The 14,107-nt window shown below is 70.4% G+C and carries 15 protein-coding genes; 8 read left to right on the top strand and 7 right to left on the bottom strand.

Features of this window, described 5'->3' with window-relative positions; genetic code table 11:
* Both PHC73_RS04995 and PHC73_RS04990 read right to left on the bottom strand, forming a co-directional pair.
* Positions 1-684: hypothetical protein (locus tag PHC73_RS04995; protein WP_300125201.1), on the bottom strand; the 684-nt coding region annotated here is incomplete at its 3' end.
* A 14-nt stretch (positions 685-698) separates the two neighbouring features.
* The gene (locus tag PHC73_RS04990; protein WP_300125198.1) at positions 699-1,547 is read right to left on the bottom strand and encodes a CoA ester lyase; all 849 of its coding nucleotides are present in this window, start codon (positions 1,545-1,547) and stop codon (positions 699-701) included.
* A gap of 178 nt (positions 1,548-1,725) precedes the next feature.
* Between PHC73_RS04990 and ybaL the strand changes: the two genes are divergently transcribed.
* Positions 1,726-3,522, top strand: coding sequence for a YbaL family putative K(+) efflux transporter (gene ybaL, locus PHC73_RS04985; RefSeq protein ID WP_300125195.1), 1,797 nt, complete (start codon positions 1,726-1,728; stop codon positions 3,520-3,522).
* On the opposite strand, the gene PHC73_RS04980 is transcribed toward ybaL, so the two are convergent.
* The 4 genes from PHC73_RS04980 to mobA form a co-directional block, all read right to left on the bottom strand.
* Positions 3,519-3,809, bottom strand: coding sequence for a hypothetical protein (locus PHC73_RS04980; protein ID WP_300125192.1), 291 nt, complete (start codon positions 3,807-3,809; stop codon positions 3,519-3,521). The genes ybaL and PHC73_RS04980 overlap by 4 nt on opposite strands.
* A gap of 118 nt (positions 3,810-3,927) precedes the next feature.
* A complete protein-coding gene (locus tag PHC73_RS04975) occupies positions 3,928-5,283 on the bottom strand; it encodes a M24 family metallopeptidase (protein ID WP_300125189.1) in 1,356 nt (451 codons plus the stop codon).
* 97 nt (positions 5,284-5,380) lie between these two features.
* The gene (pyk, locus tag PHC73_RS04970) at positions 5,381-6,808 is read right to left on the bottom strand and encodes a pyruvate kinase (RefSeq protein ID WP_300125186.1); all 1,428 of its coding nucleotides are present in this window, start codon (positions 6,806-6,808) and stop codon (positions 5,381-5,383) included.
* The gene (gene mobA / locus PHC73_RS04965; protein WP_300125184.1) at positions 6,805-7,413 is read right to left on the bottom strand and encodes a molybdenum cofactor guanylyltransferase MobA; all 609 of its coding nucleotides are present in this window, start codon (positions 7,411-7,413) and stop codon (positions 6,805-6,807) included. Before mobA ends, pyk begins: the two co-directional genes overlap by 4 nt.
* Positions 7,414-7,623: 210 nt before the next feature.
* On the opposite strand from mobA, the gene PHC73_RS04960 reads away from it, so the two are divergent.
* The 4 genes from PHC73_RS04960 (at position 7,624) to PHC73_RS04945 (ending at position 11,385) form a co-directional block, all read left to right on the top strand.
* Positions 7,624-7,875 (top strand): sulfurtransferase TusA family protein, encoded by a 252-nt coding sequence (locus tag PHC73_RS04960; RefSeq protein ID WP_300125180.1) that lies wholly within the window; start codon positions 7,624-7,626, stop codon positions 7,873-7,875.
* Positions 7,850-9,010: a cation diffusion facilitator family transporter gene (locus tag PHC73_RS04955; RefSeq protein WP_300125177.1), complete on the top strand. Its 1,161-nt coding sequence runs from the start codon at positions 7,850-7,852 to the stop codon at positions 9,008-9,010. Before PHC73_RS04960 ends, PHC73_RS04955 begins: the two co-directional genes overlap by 26 nt.
* A 103-nt stretch (positions 9,011-9,113) precedes the next feature.
* Positions 9,114-10,214 (top strand): chorismate synthase, encoded by a 1,101-nt coding sequence (gene aroC, locus PHC73_RS04950; RefSeq protein ID WP_300125174.1) that lies wholly within the window; start codon positions 9,114-9,116, stop codon positions 10,212-10,214.
* A complete protein-coding gene (locus PHC73_RS04945; RefSeq protein ID WP_300125171.1) occupies positions 10,204-11,385 on the top strand; it encodes an MFS transporter in 1,182 nt (393 codons plus the stop codon). Before aroC ends, PHC73_RS04945 begins: the two co-directional genes overlap by 11 nt.
* Here the strand turns inward: PHC73_RS04945 and PHC73_RS04940 are convergent.
* Entirely contained in the window at positions 11,342-11,740 is a 399-nt protein-coding gene (locus PHC73_RS04940; RefSeq protein WP_300125168.1) for a hypothetical protein, read from the bottom strand. The two genes, PHC73_RS04945 and PHC73_RS04940, sit on opposite strands and share 44 nt — an antisense overlap.
* Before the next feature lie 242 nt (positions 11,741-11,982).
* Between PHC73_RS04940 and leuC the strand changes: the two genes are divergently transcribed.
* The 3 genes from leuC to leuD all read left to right on the top strand — a co-directional run.
* Positions 11,983-13,395: a 3-isopropylmalate dehydratase large subunit gene (gene leuC / locus PHC73_RS04935; RefSeq protein ID WP_300125166.1), complete on the top strand. Its 1,413-nt coding sequence runs from the start codon at positions 11,983-11,985 to the stop codon at positions 13,393-13,395.
* A 3-nt stretch (positions 13,396-13,398) separates the two neighbouring features.
* Entirely contained in the window at positions 13,399-13,524 is a 126-nt protein-coding gene (locus PHC73_RS04930; RefSeq protein ID WP_300125164.1) for an entericidin A/B family lipoprotein, read from the top strand.
* A 12-nt stretch (positions 13,525-13,536) separates the two neighbouring features.
* On the top strand, positions 13,537-14,107 hold a 571-nt coding region (gene leuD, locus PHC73_RS04925; RefSeq protein ID WP_300125162.1), incomplete at its 3' end, for a 3-isopropylmalate dehydratase small subunit.

Below are 14,107 nucleotides of genomic sequence, written 5' to 3'. Positions count from 1 at the left end.
GAGCGTGAGGCGCACGAGCTCCGGCGCGCTGGTGACGGTGTCGCGCGCCGCCACGCGGTAGCGCGCGCCTTCGGTCGGCCGGCGCGCGCCGGGCACGGCGGCTTTGAACGCCGCGATGTCGTAGTGCGCGGCGGCTTCGGTGAGCACGGCGGGGTCGAGTGCGGCCGGAAACGCATCCAGCGCATCGGCGTGGCCGGTGTCGGCTTGCGCGTCACGGCACGGCAGCAGCGGCGCGCGCCAGAAGTGGACGATCAGTTCCCCGCGCTGGTTGCGGGTTTCCATCTCCAGCACGGCGATGCCGGTGGCGCCGCGGCCTTCCTGCCGGCGGCTCTGGCGCAGGCCGACCACGCGCGTGCGGGTGGCGAGCGTGTCGCCCACGCGCACCGGCGCGCGCAGCACCAAGCCCCGGTAGAACAGATTCGCGCGCACCTCCTGCGTGGCGTAGGTGGTCTGGCCGGTGACGAGGTTGCACACCAGCGCCGGGTGCACGGCCTGCGCGCCGGGGCCGAGCACGGCTTCGCTGAGCGGCGCCGATAGCGGCAAACGCATCCGGTCCCCGAACAGCGCGCCGTGCCAGGCGGCATGACCTTCAGTGAGGGTGACGGCCGGCGGGTCCGGCAGGTACTCGCCGACCGTGAGTTCGTCGAAATGCGGGCCTTCGATGAGGGTGACGTTGTCGCTCATGGCGTTCTCGTGGTTCAGGATTCAAGCCCCGCGCGGGCCAGCGTGCGGCGCGCGGCGGCGACCACCGGCGCATCCACCATGCGCCCGTCCACCGCGATGACGGCCTGGCCCTGAGCGCGGGCCGCGTCCCAGGCCGCCAGCACCCGGCGCGCGTGCGCGATGGCCGCGTCGTCCGGCGCGTAAAGCGCGTTCACCACCGCCACCTGCATGGGGTGGATGCACAGCTTGCCGTCGTAGCCGAGACTCCGGCCGAGCGCGGCATCGGCGCGGAAGGCGGCCTCGTCGCGCACCTCAAGGCCCACGCAGTCCAGCGCCAAAAGCCCGCGCGCCTTGGCGGCAAGCGCAATCTGCGCCCGCGCGTGCCACACGAGGCCGGCATCCGAGCGCATGTCCGGCAGGCCGGCGGCGTGGCTGAAATCCGCATGGCCGAAGCCCAGCGCGGCCAGGCGCGGCGTGGCGGCGGTGAGGGCCGGCAGGTCGAACACGCCGGCCGGGGTTTCGATGAGGGCGACAAGGCGCGTTTGTGTGCCCGCAAGCAGCGCGTCGGCTTGCTGGAGCGCGGCGGCGGAATCGCACTTCGGGATCAGCACGCCGTGCGCGCCGGCTCCGGCGACGGCGCGGATGTCCTGCGCGCCCCAGGGCGTGCCCAGCGCATTGACACGCACCAGCCGCAGCGCGGGTCCGGGGCCGGCCAGCGCCGCGCACACACGATCACGCGCGTCCGCCTTGCGCTCGGCAGCGACGGCGTCTTCGAGGTCGTAAATCAGCGCGTCGGCGCCGGCCGTGGTGGCGCGGGCGAGCTTGCGTTCGTCGTCGCCCGGCACGAACAGCGCCGAGCGGATGAGCCAGGGTGTCGAAGTCATGGGCGGCGACGGTAAGGCGAGTGGAGCGCGAACCTTAGCGCGTGTCGCGTTGTCTGGAATGCGCGGCGCGTCACGGCAGCGGCGCCGTCAAGCTCGCTGTCGTCCCGCGCGGCCGGCACCGTGCGCTAGCATGCGGGGACCGTCGCCACTGCCGTTCGATCGGCCCGACCCGTAACCGATGCCCCACGACAGCACGCTCATCCCCACGCTCGTCATCGGGCTCGTGTTCGCGTTCATCGGCGGCTTTGCGGTCAGCAAGCTGCGCCTGCCGCCGCTGGTCGGTTACCTGTTGGCCGGTGTTGCGGTCGGGCCATTTACGCCTGGCTTTGTCGCCGACCAGCAGCTCGCGTCCGAGCTGGCGGAGATCGGCGTGATCCTGCTGATGTTCGGCGTGGGCCTGCATTTTTCGCTCAAGGAACTGCTGGCGGTGCGGCGCATCGCCATTCCCGGCGCGGTGGGTCAGATCGCGGTGGCGACCGCGCTTGGCGCCGGCATTGCGCACCTGTGGGGCTGGAGCCTGGGCGCCGGCCTCGTGTTCGGGCTGTCGCTGTCGGTGGCGAGCACGGTGGTGCTGCTGCGGGCGCTCGAACAGCGCGGGCTGCTCGATTCCGCCAACGGCCGTATCGCGATCGGCTGGCTGATCGTCGAGGATCTGGCGATGGTGCTGGCGCTGGTGCTGCTGCCGGCGCTGGCGGGCGCGCCGGCGGCGGGCCATGCGTCGCCCGACCTGCTGCCGCTGCTCGGCTGGACGCTTGCCAAGGTGGGTGGGTTTCTGCTGTTGGTGATGGTGGTCGGCGCGCGCGTCGTCCCGTGGCTGCTGGCGCAGGTGGCGCGCACGGGCTCGCGCGAACTGTTCACGCTCGCGGTGCTGGCGGTGGCGCTTGGCATCGCGTTCGGGTCGGCGAAGCTGTTTGGGGTGTCGTTCGCGCTGGGCGCGTTCTTCGCCGGCGTGGTGCTCAGCGAGAGCGATTTCAGCCACCGCGCGGCGGCCGATTCGCTGCCGTTGCAGGATGCCTTTGCGGTGCTGTTCTTCGTGTCGGTCGGCATGCTGTTCGACCCGAGCATCCTGGTGCGCGAGCCGCTGGCGGTACTGGCGGTGCTGGCAGTCATTGTGGTTGGCAAGTCGCTCGCCGCCTGCGGCATCGTGCTGGCGTTGGGCCATCCGCTGTCGACGGCGCTGACGGTATCGGCGAGCCTCGCGCAGATCGGCGAGTTCTCGTTCATTCTGGCGAGCCTCGGCGTGGGGCTGGGGCTGCTGCCGCCGAACGGGCGCGACCTGGTGCTGGCCGGGGCGCTGCTGTCCATCACGCTCAATCCGCTGGTGTTCGCGGCAATCGGGCGCCTGCGAGGCCTGACGCGTCGGTTGCAGGCGTCCTCCCCTGTTGCTGCGGACGAATTCCTGCCCCGCGAGCTGGACACGGCGCCCGCCCAGACGCGCGAGCGCGTCATCGTGGTGGGCCACGGGCGCGTCGGGCGCGTAGTGGTGCAGGGCCTGCGCGCGCACGGCGTGCCGGTGGTGGTCATTGACCATGATCTGCGGCGGGTCGAGGCGCTGCGCGCCGCCGGCGTGCCGGCCATGCACGGTAATGCCGCGGTGGCCGGACTGCTGGACTCCGCGGGGGCGGCCCAGGCGCGGCTGATCGTTATTGCTACGCCGGCCGGGTATCAGTCGGAGCAGGTGATCCGGCTGGCGCGGGCCCTGAACCCGGGCGTTGACATCGCCGTTCGCTGCCACAGCGACGCGGAGGTCCACGCCCTGAGCCGCCACGGCATCGGCGTCGCATTGATGGCGGAGCGTGAACTCGCATTCGGACTCGCCCACTACGCACTGCGCAGCGCCGGCGTGTCGGCAGCGGCAAGTGAGTCGGCGCTCGATCGGCTGCGACGCGATGTCGCGAACGACGACACAGCGCCTCACGAGCCGAACCGGCGCGCGCCGGAACTGCGCCGAGACTCCGCGGACGATGTTGACTAGAACCGATTGGCGGGCAGGCCGCGGGCGAAAATCGTGTTCGCCCGCGATCCAGCGGCGGCCTGTTCCTTGTCGGGGTTGATGCGCACGCCCTTCAGCGTATTGAAAACGATGGCGACGCTGAAGTCGGCCGCGCCGTCCTGCTTTTTGATCAGCACATCTTCGCCATCGTCGCGCTCCGCGTGGTACGCGTCCGGCGGCAGCTGCGCCTGCAGGCCGAGCACCACCGCTTCGGCGACGGAATTCTCGCCGGTGGCCTTGGCCACGTTGATGGTGACGTCGATCGGCACGGACAACGCCGAGCGGATCAGCCAGTCTGCGGTTTGCGGCATCGGCAGATTCCCAGGGCAGCGCAGCGGGCCGGCAGATTACCGCTTACCGCACACTGCCCCACCGCGCCGCTGTTGCCTACAGCCGCAGATTGCCCAGATCGATGCCCTGTTCCTGCTTGAGCGTCACTGGCGGGCAGTAGCTCGACAACCGCTCGCCGTCGCGCACCAGCAGGCCCTTGGGCAGCACCTGCGGTTTGGTGAAGAAGCTGCGCGGGCCGTCGGCGGTGATCAGTAGCTGGTTCTCGAAGTGGAACGGGTGCACGGCGTGGCCGTAATAGAGCACGTCCATGCCCATCACCTGCCCACCCTCCAGCATGTAGCTTTGCGGAATCTTGGTGAACGCCGGGTACGGCACGTACCAGCCGACCGGCTGCAGGCCGACGCCGTGCGTGGCGGTGGCGGTTTTCTCGGGCGTGGGGATGCCGGCGCCGTGGATGATTTCCATCGCCGTCTGGTAGACGAGGCCGCTGTCCTGACCCGGCCGAAGATGCGTTTCGATGGCCTCGTAGGCGTGCATCACGGCGTCGACGATCTTGCGGTACGCGGCCGGTGGGTCGCCGAAGTAGATGGTGCGCGAGCCGTCGCAGGTGTAGCCCTTGTAGATGCTGTAGGTCTCGAAGATGTAGGCGCGGCCGGCCTCGAGCGCAAAGTCGCTGCGCGGGAGATAAAAGCTGTCCACGATGTGCTCGCCCTTGTAGTGGCTGCCCCACATCAGGCCCTTGTCGGTGGTCGGCACGGCGCCGCGTTCGGCCAGCGCCATGCGGTAGATGTGGGCCAGTTCCTCCCACAGCATGCCGGGGCGGGCGGCGTCGATCACCTTCTCCAGCGCGCGCTGGTTGATGGCGGCGCCTTCCTGCATGAGCGCGATCTCGTCCGGCGTGGACACCTTCTGGATGTCGGTGAGCAGGTCATGGCCGTCGATCACCGTCAGCTCCGGCAGGCGGCGCTTGACGTACGACGCAAGCCGCAGGTCGTCGAAGGCGACGCGCGCCTTGTCGAGGCCAAGTTCCGTCAGCGCATTGGCGGTGACCTCGACGATGTCGTTGGCGATCTCGTCGATGTGATGCTCGGCGATGAAGGCCTGCACGTCCGCGCGCAGCGGGCTGCGCGCGGTGCCGGGGTCCGGCTGCGAGAGCACGTAGGTGTGGTAGCCGAACCAGTCGTAGCAGCGCACGCGCGGCACCCAGGTCGGTTCCTGCAGCAGGTACGGGATGTAGTGCGCGCCGATGCACAGCGTGCTGCGGTCGGCGGCGTCGCGCACCGGCACGATCACCGCCGTGCCGGGTTCCGGCAGCGCCCACTGCGTGTCGAACGTGCGCACGCCGGACAGGTACAGCACGTTCCTAGCATCCGCGCCGACCAGCGCGTCGCAGCCGGCGGCGGTGAGCTTTTCGATGGCGCGCGGGGTGTTGATGAAATGGCGTCCTTGCATGGCGGCTCCTCCTTGGTGTGTGCCGGCGGCGGCGGGCCATTGTCGCCGACCGCCCGGCGCTTTGGCAGGCCGTTGAAAAGGGGTTTTCAACGGCCCGTCAGCTCACGTCCATCAGCAGCAGCGTGTTGGTGCGCCCGGAGCCCGGCTGGTCGCCCTTGGTGACCAGCACCCGCATGCCCTTGGCGAGCAGGCCGCGTTCGCGCAGCAGGGCCAGCGCGTCGTGCGCGACGCGCTCGTAGGGCCGCGCGCCGCGGTCGAAGTTGACCGCCGTCACGCCGCGCATCAGCGCCAGACGCCGGCGGGTGCGGGCGTGTTCGGTCATGGCGTAGATGGGGATGCCGTGCAGCAGGCGCGACAGCAGCAGCGCGGTGTGGCCGGAGTCGGTCAGCGCCACGGCGGCGCCGATGCGGCCGTGGCGCGCCAGGTACATGGCGGCCATGGCGATGGCCTCGTCGGTGCGCTCGAAATGCCGGTCGACCTGCGCTGCCGAGCGCTCGGTGACCGGGTAGCGCTCGGCGCCCAGACAGATGCGCGCCACGGTTTCCACCACCCGCACCGGGTAGGCGCCGACCGAGGTTTCGGCCGACAGCATCACCGCGTCGGTGCCGTCCATGACGGCGTTGGCGACGTCGAGCACCTCGGCGCGAGTCGGCACCGGATGCTCGATCATCGATTCCATCATCTGCGTGGCGGTGATGCACGGCCGGTTCATCTCGCGCGCGGCGGCGATGATGCGCTTTTGCACGCCGGGCAGTTCGGCGTCGCCGATCTCGACCCCCAGATCGCCGCGCGCCACCATCACCGCGTCGGCCGCCTCGACGATGCTGTCGAGCGCGGCCACCGCCTCGCTGCGTTCGATCTTGGCGACGATGCGGCCGTGCCCGCCGGCGCCGCGCAGCAGCTCACGCGTGAGCTCGATGTCGAGCGCCCGGCGCACGAACGACACGGCCAGGTAATCGACCTCGAGCGCCGCGGCGGTGGGAATGTCCTCGCGGTCCTTGGCGGTCAGCGCGCCGGCCGACAGCCCGCCGCCCTGCTTGTTGATGCCCTTGTGGTCGGACAGTTCGCCGCCGGCCTCCACCTCGCAGTGCACCGCATCGCCCCGCACCTCGATCACACGCAACTGGATCAGGCCGTCGTTCAGCAACAGCCGATCGCCGGGCTGCACGTCCTGCGCCAGCTCGGCATAGTCGGTGCCGACCGCCTCGGCGGTGCCGTCGTGTTCGCCGAGGCTGGCGTCGATGCAAAACCGCTGGCCGGTCTTGAGCGTGACCGGCCCGTCGCGAAAGCCGCGCACGCGCACCTTGGGGCCGGCGAGGTCCGCCAGCACCGCCACGTCGCAGCCGACGTCGTTGGCGGCGGCGCGCAGCGCGGCGATGCGGCGTTCGTGGTCTTCGCGCTGGCCGTGCGAGAAGTTGATGCGCGCCACGTTCATGCCGGCGCGCAGCAGCTCGTGCAGCACGCCGGGCGGATCGGTGGCGGGGCCGAGGGTGGCGACGATGCGGGTCTGGCGTTGGTCGGTCATGGGAGCTCCGCGAAACGGGCGAGGTCGGCTGGTGTGTTCAGGTTGCTGAAGGCGCGTGTCCCGGCGGTTGCAAAATCCACGCCCAGCCAGCCGAGGTCGGCCAGCAGTTCGCGCAGGCTGCGCCGGCCGGCGTCGAGCGCGGCGGTGACGGGCACAAGCGCGCTGCGCGGCAGCAGCAGGCAGGCGTAGTGGTGGCGCGCGCCGTCGAAGGGCACGCGGGCGCGGGCATCGTCTGCCGGCGCCGCCTGCCACAAGCGGGCACACAGGTCGGCCGGCACCAGCGGCATGTCGCATGGCACCGCCAGCAGCCAGGGCGTGGGGCACACGGCAAGCCCAGCGCGCAGGCCGGCCAGCGGACCGGCGCCCCGGTAGGGGCCATCGGCGAGCGGGTCGAAGCCGAGCGCGCGGTAGCGTTCGGGGTGGCGGTTGGCGCTCAGCAGCAGCGTGTGCACCTGGCCGGCCAGACGCCGGGCCAGGTGCTGAACCAGCGGCTGGCCGTCCAATTCGAGCAGGCCCTTGTCGACGCCGCCCAGGCGCCGGCCTTCACCGCCGGCCAGGATGAGGCCGGTGACCGCGGCGGCCGGGCTTGAGGGTGGCTGTGTCATGACGTGACCAGGCGTGAACCGACGCGTTATGCTTGATCGACGACGCGCTGCACGAATCCGTCCTGGATGTGCGGGCGCCCTGCTCCGGGAACGGGTGATTTTCCGCCAGCCCTCGAAACCCTTGGCCCGGGGCCTTGGGTGACGGCAGTGCATTCCTGCGCTGCGGCAGGCGGCCGGCGCGCGCCCGCGCCATCACAGCCTTCCACCATCATGGCCCATCATACGCTCGACGCCCGCTACCTCTTGTGTCCGTTGCCGGTGCTGCGCACGCAGGCCAAGATTCGCGAGCTGAAACCCGGCGACGTGCTCGAGGTGCAGTGCACCGACCACGGCGTGCTGGCCGACATACCGGCCTGGTGCCGCATCAACGGCCACCGGCACATCGACAGCTACGAGCGCGACGGCGTGGTGACCATCATCATCGAGGTGGGCGGCGATGGCGGCGAACGGCGAGCGGACTGACGGCGCGAGGCGCTATCAGGCCGGTCGGCGGGTGACGCTGATCGCGGCTGGCATCAACCTGTTTCTGGCGATCATCAAGTTTGCCGGCGGCGTGTTCGCGCACTCGCAGGCGCTGATCGCCGACGCCATCGATTCGACGTCCGACCTGTTCAGCGACATGGCGGTGCTGTACGGCGCCCGTCAGGGCAGCCGCGCGCCCGATTCCAAGCATCCATACGGCCACGGCCGCATCGAGACGCTGGTGTCGGTGTTCCTGGGCGCGGTGCTGCTGGCGACCGCCGCCGGCATCAGCCTGCGCGCCGCCCAGCGCCTGCTCGATCCGACCGGTATCGTGCCGCCGGCGCCGGCGGCGCTGGCGGTGGCGGTGATCGCCATCGCGCTCAAGGAGTGGATTTACCGCTACACGCTGCGCGTGGGGCGCGAAACGCGTTCGCGCATGCTCGAGGCCAACGCCTGGCACCAGCGCACCGATTCGATTTCCTCGCTGGTGGTGCTGGTCGGCGTCGCCGGCAGCCTGCTGGGCATGCCGTACCTGGACCCGGTGGCGGCCATCGGCGTGTCGGTGCTGATCGCCCGCGTCGGCTGGGAGCTGCTGTGGCAGTCGGTGTCGGAGCTGACCGACGCCGCCCTGTCACGCGAGCGCGTGGCGGCCATCCGCCAGACCATTCGCTCCGTCGAGGGCGTGCAAGGTTTGCACCTGCTGCGCACCCGCCGCGCCGGCCCCGACGCGCTGGTCGACGTGCACGTGCAGGTCAGCCCGCACATCAGCGTGTCCGAGGGACACCGCATCGCCGAACACATCCGCGAGCGGCTGATCGCCGACCTGGACGAGGTCAGCGACGTGCTGGTGCACATCGACACCGAGGACGACCAGTCCTTCGAGCGCGGCCGCACGCTGCCGCTGCGGGCCGACGTGGAGGCGCAGATTCGCGCCGCGCTGGCCGGCATGGTCGGCGCCGGGCAGCTGCAGCAGATCCTGCTGCACTACGAAGCCGACCGCATCGGCGTCGAGCTGCACCTGCCGCTCGCGGCGGCGCCAGACGCCGCCACCGGCCGGGCGCTGGCCGAGCGCTTGCGCGAGGCGGTGCTGCAGGTGCCGCATGTGGCGGATGTCGCCGTGCATTTCGTTGGCTGAGAAGATGCCGAAAAATGCCGTTCCAGGAATTTCGGGGCATCCTGCCCCGGACGGCAAGTGCTGAATAAATCAGCGCCTGCCCAATTCGTCACGCGGGAGCCCCATGTCCGGCAATACGTTCGGCCGCCTGTTCACGGTCACCACCTTCGGCGAGAGCCACGGCCCGGCGCTGGGGGCCGTCATCGACGGCTGCCCGCCGGGTCTGCCGCTCACCGAGGCCGACATCCAGCCCGATCTCGACCGTCGCCGGCCGGGCAGCTCGCGCTACACCACCCAGCGCCAGGAAGCCGATCGGGTCGAGATTCTGTCCGGCGTGTTCGAGGGCCTGACCACCGGCACGCCGATCGGGCTTTTGATCCGCAACACCGACCAGCGCTCGCGCGACTACGCGGCCATCAAGGACACGTTCCGGCCCGGCCACGCCGACTACACCTACCAGCACAAATTCGGCCGGCGCGATTACCGCGGCGGCGGGCGCTCGTCGGCGCGCGAGACGGCGGCGCGCGTGGCGGCCGGCGCGGTGGCGCGCAAGTTCCTCGCCCAACAGGGCATCGTGATCCGCGGCTATCTGGCGCAGATGGGCGACATCGTGCTCGAGCTGCGCGACTGGGCGGCGGTGCACGAGAACCCGTTCTTCTGTCCCGATCCGGCCCGCGTGCCGCAGCTCGAGGCGCTGATCACGCAACTGCGCCGCGACGGCGATTCGATTGGCGCGCGCGTCACGGTGCTGGCGCACGGCGTGCCGCCGGGCCTGGGCGAGCCGGTGTTCGATCGCCTCGATGCCGACATCGCCCACGCCATGATGGGCATCAACGCCGTCAAGGGCGTCGAAATCGGCGCCGGCTTCGCCGTGGTCACGCAAAAAGGCAGCGAGCATCGCGACGAAATCACGTCCGCCGGGTTTTTGAGCAACCGCGCCGGCGGCGTGCTGGGCGGCATCTCGAGCGGCCAGGACATCGTCGTCAGCCTGGCGCTGAAGCCGACCTCCAGCATCCGCCTGCCGGGGCGCACGGTGGACGTCCACGGCGTCGACACCGAGATCGTCACCACCGGCCGCCACGACCCGTGCGTGGGCATCCGCGCGGTGCCGATCGCCGAGGCCATGCTGGCGCTGGTGCTGATGGACCACTGGCTGCGCCAGCAGGCGCAGAACGCCGGTGTGCAGCCGATCACGCCGGTCATCCCCGGCGCCGTTGACGACTGACGCCGGGCCGCGGCTGCCGTACTGGCGGCTGTCGGCCTTTTATCTGAGCTACTTCGCCATCCTCGGCGCCATGCTGCCGTACTGGACGGTGTTTCTGCGTGCGCGCGGCATGAGTGCGCTCGAAATCGGCCAGTTGATGGCGGTCGGCACGCTGACGCGCATCCTGGCGCCCTGGGCCAGCGCCTGGGTGGGCGACCGGGTGCCGCGGCGCATCGTGGTGGTGCGTGCGTGCGCGCTGCTGATGACGCTGATCTTCTGCGGCATGTTCGTGGCGCGCGGTTTCTGGCCGGTGGCGCTGGTCACGGCGGCGTTCGGGTTTTTCTGGAACGCCGCGCTGCCGCAGTTCGAGATCGTCACCCTGCGCCACCTGGCCGGCGCCGGCAACCTGTACGGGCGCATCCGTCTGTGGGGCTCGGTCGGTTTCATCGGCGTGGTGCTGGGCGGCGGCTGGCTGCTCGAGCGCGCCGGCATCGACCAGCTGCTGGCCTTGCTGCTGGTGACCATGGCCGGCACGCTGCTGTCGAGCCTGCTGGTACCGGACCGCCCAGGGCCGCCGGCGGCCCTGGCCAAGGCGTCGCTGCGCGGGGCGCTGCGCAGCCCGGCGGCGCTCGGCTTTCTGGCCGCGGCGTTTCTGATGCAGGTCAGCCATGGGCCGTATTACGGCTTTTTCTCGATCCTGCTCGAAGACCTCGGCTACCCGCGCAGCATGGTCGGGGCGCTGTGGGCGCTCGGCGTGGTGGCCGAGGTCGGCGTATTCCTGGCGCTGGCGCGCCTACTGCCGCGCATCGGTGCCGCCCGCGTGTTCCTGGGCAGCCTGCTGCTGGCGGCGCTGCGCTGGCTGATCATCGGCCACGGCGCGGCCAGCCTGCCCTGGCTGCTGCTGGCGCAGGTGCTGCACGCGGCGACCTTCGGCGCTTTTCACGTGGCGGCGTTGGCGCAGGTGCAGCGGTTCTTCCCGGCCGCGCTGCAGGGCCGCGGGCAGGCGCTCTACAGCGGGCTGTGCACCGGCGGCGGCGGCGCGCTGGGCGGCGTGCTCAGCGGCTGGCTGTGGGACGCGGCAGGCGCGACGCACGTGTTCGAGCTGGCCGCCGGCGCGGCGCTGCTGGGCGCGCTGCTGTGGAGCAGTCTCAACCGGCCCGCTGCAGACGACGCGAGGGCGGCAGCGGGATGACCCGCCCGCGCGGGGCGAGCGACACCGGCGCTGGCGGCGGCACCGCAAAGGCGGCGCGCACGGCAACGTCGACGGCATCCAGGAACTGCACCGTGTGCAGGTCGGTGCCGGGATCGTCGAGCACCTTCTCACGCACCGGCTGCAGTGCCGCCAGCGTGCGCTCCGCCGAGAGCCTGGCCCGGATGTGATAGCATCGATTGCTTTTGTAAACCGCTCGCAACAGCTCGCGCACCAGCCGGTCGTGCAGGCCGGTGGCCAGCAACAGGTCGGCCGGTTCTTTGGCGTCCCGGTTCACCAGCAGGTGGCAGGTGCCGAGGCGGTTTTCGAGCCAGATGGCCAGTTCGCGAAAGGTCATGTCGGGGCTGGGTGCGGCGTCCGGATCGGTGCCCGGGCGGCGGTATTTTTAAGGAAAAGCAGAAAAATTCCATCCTTGGCGTTTTTCGGCTCGCTGCGGCGCGGGTCATGCCCGCGCCGCCCCGCACGAAAGCGGCGACGAATCAGCGCTTCTGACGCCGTTGGCGGCGCTGGTCGAGCGATCGGTGCGGCGGATTGCGGCGCGGGCGGAACGTTACAACCAGACGCAACACGGTGCATGCAATGGCCGGCAAGACTCTCTACGACAAACTCTGGGACGCGCATGTGGTGTACACCGAGCCGGACGGCTCGGTGCTGCTGTACATCGACCGTCACCTGATCCACGAGGTGACCTCGCCGCAGGCCTTCGAGGGCCTCAAGCTGTCCGGCCGCCGGCCGTGGCGCACGGTGGCAAACCTCGCCGTGGCCGACCACAACGTGCCGACCACCGACCGCAGCGTCGGCATCGCCGATCCGGTGTCGCGCGAGCAGGTGCAGACGCTCGACCGCAACTGCGCCGAGTTTGGCATCACCGAGTTCCGCATGGACGACCCGCGCCAGGGCGTGGTGCACATCATCGGCCCCGAGCAGGGCGCGACGCTGCCCGGCATGACCGTGGTGTGCGGCGACTCGCATACCGCCACGCACGGCGCGTTCGCGGCGCTGGCCTATGGCATCGGCACCTCCGAGGTCGAGCACGTGCTGGCCACGCAGACGCTGCCGCAGCGCAAGTCGAAGAACATGCTGATCCGCGCCACCGGCCGCCTGCCGGCGGGCGTGTACGCCAAGGATTTGATTCTGGCCATCATCGGCGCCATCGGCACCGCGGGCGGCACCGGCTACGCCATCGAGTTCGCCGGCGAGGCGGTGCGCGCGCTGTCCATGGAAGGGCGCATGACGCTGTGCAACATGGCGATCGAGGCCGGTGCCCGCGTGGGTCTGGTGGCGGTGGACGACACCACCATCGATTACATCCGCGGCCGGCCGTTCGCGCCCAAGGGCGAGCTGTTCGAGCGCGCCGCCGCCGCCTGGCGGCAGCTGGTTTCCGATCCCGACGCGCAGTTCGATCGCGTGGTGGAGATCGACGCCGCGAGCCTCGTGCCGCAGGTGACCTGGGGCACCTCGCCCGAGATGGTGCTGCCGGTGGACGGCCGCGTGCCCGACCCGGCGACCGAAAGCGACGCCGCGCGCGCCGAGGGCATGCGCCGGGCGCTCGCCTACATGGACCTTCAGCCCGGCACGCCGCTGACCGATATCCGCATCGACAAGGTGTTCATCGGCTCGTGTACCAACGGCCGCATCGAGGACTTTCGTGCCGCCGCGGCCGTGCTCGAGGGCCGCAAGGTGGCGGGCAACGTGCGTCTGGCGCTCGCCGTGCCGGGCTCGGGACTGGTCAAGCGTCAGGCCGAGGCCGAGGGGCTCGACGAGATCTTCCGCGCCGCCGGCTTCGAGTGGCGCGAGGCCGGCTGTTCGATGTGCCTGGCCATGAACGCCGATCGCCTGGAGCCGGGCGAGCGCTGTGCCTCGACGTCCAACCGCAACTTCGAGGGCCGGCAGGGCCAGGGTGGGCGCACGCACCTGGTGAGTCCCGCCATGGCCGCCGCCGCCGCGGTGGCCGGACGTTTCATCGACGTGCGCGAGCTGTTGGAGGGCTGAGTCATGCGTGGCTTGAAACTGCTGCTGGTGGGTGGGCTGGTGTTGGCGCTCGGCGCCTGCAACACCATCGCCGGCATCGGCAAGGACATCCAGCGCGGTGGCGAGGCCATCGAGAAGTCCACCAAGTAGGCATTGCACGTCATGGAAAAATTCACATCTATCAATGGCCTCGTGGTGCCGATCGATCGTGCCAACATCGACACCGACGCCATCATTCCCAAGCAGTTTTTGAAGTCGGTCAAGCGCAGCGGCTTCGGGCCGAATCTGTTCGACGAGTGGCGGTATCTGGACCACGGCGAGCCGGGGCAGGATTGCTCGGGTCGGCCGCTGAATCCCGATTTCGTGCTGAACCAGCCGCGCTATGCGGGCGCCGAGATTCTGCTCGCCCGGCGCAATTTCGGCTGCGGCTCCAGCCGCGAGCACGCCGTGTGGGCGCTGGTCGACTACGGCATCCGCGCCGTGATCGCGCCGAGCTTTGCTGAAATCTTCTACAACAACAGCTTCAAGAACGGCCTGCTGCCGGTGACGCTGCCCGAAGAAGTGGTCGAGCGGCTGTTCGCCGAGGTGGCCGCCACCGAGGGCTACCGCCTGACGGTGGATCTGGAGGCGCAGCAGGTGCGCACGCCCTCGGGCGAGGTATTCGCGTTCTCGATCGACGCCGACCGCCGGCATCGCTTGCTGAACGGCCTCGACGACATTGGGCTCACCCTGC

The organism is Immundisolibacter sp., assembly GCF_028696615.1.
GTDB lineage: Bacteria > Pseudomonadota > Gammaproteobacteria > Immundisolibacterales > Immundisolibacteraceae > Immundisolibacter.
This window is presented reverse-complemented; position numbering and strand designations above follow the sequence as displayed.

What these genes read in the sequence shown, in the direction of transcription:
- PHC73_RS04990 (WP_300125198.1), bottom strand. Translation starts at nt 1,547, where the DNA reads ATGACTTCGACACCCTGGCTCATCCGCTCGGCGCTGTTCGTGCCGGGC.
- ybaL (WP_300125195.1), top strand. Translation starts at nt 1,726, where the DNA reads ATGCCCCACGACAGCACGCTCATCCCCACGCTCGTCATCGGGCTCGTG.
- PHC73_RS04975 (WP_300125189.1), bottom strand. Translation starts at nt 5,283, where the DNA reads ATGCAAGGACGCCATTTCATCAACACCCCGCGCGCCATCGAAAAGCTC.
- pyk (WP_300125186.1), bottom strand. Translation starts at nt 6,808, where the DNA reads ATGACCGACCAACGCCAGACCCGCATCGTCGCCACCCTCGGCCCCGCC.
- mobA (WP_300125184.1), bottom strand. Translation starts at nt 7,413, where the DNA reads ATGACACAGCCACCCTCAAGCCCGGCCGCCGCGGTCACCGGCCTCATC.
- PHC73_RS04960 (WP_300125180.1), top strand. Translation starts at nt 7,624, where the DNA reads ATGGCCCATCATACGCTCGACGCCCGCTACCTCTTGTGTCCGTTGCCG.
- PHC73_RS04955 (WP_300125177.1), top strand. Translation starts at nt 7,850, where the DNA reads ATGGCGGCGAACGGCGAGCGGACTGACGGCGCGAGGCGCTATCAGGCC.
- aroC (WP_300125174.1), top strand. Translation starts at nt 9,114, where the DNA reads ATGTCCGGCAATACGTTCGGCCGCCTGTTCACGGTCACCACCTTCGGC.
- PHC73_RS04940 (WP_300125168.1), bottom strand. Translation starts at nt 11,740, where the DNA reads ATGACCTTTCGCGAACTGGCCATCTGGCTCGAAAACCGCCTCGGCACC.
- leuC (WP_300125166.1), top strand. Translation starts at nt 11,983, where the DNA reads ATGGCCGGCAAGACTCTCTACGACAAACTCTGGGACGCGCATGTGGTG.
- PHC73_RS04930 (WP_300125164.1), top strand. Translation starts at nt 13,399, where the DNA reads ATGCGTGGCTTGAAACTGCTGCTGGTGGGTGGGCTGGTGTTGGCGCTC.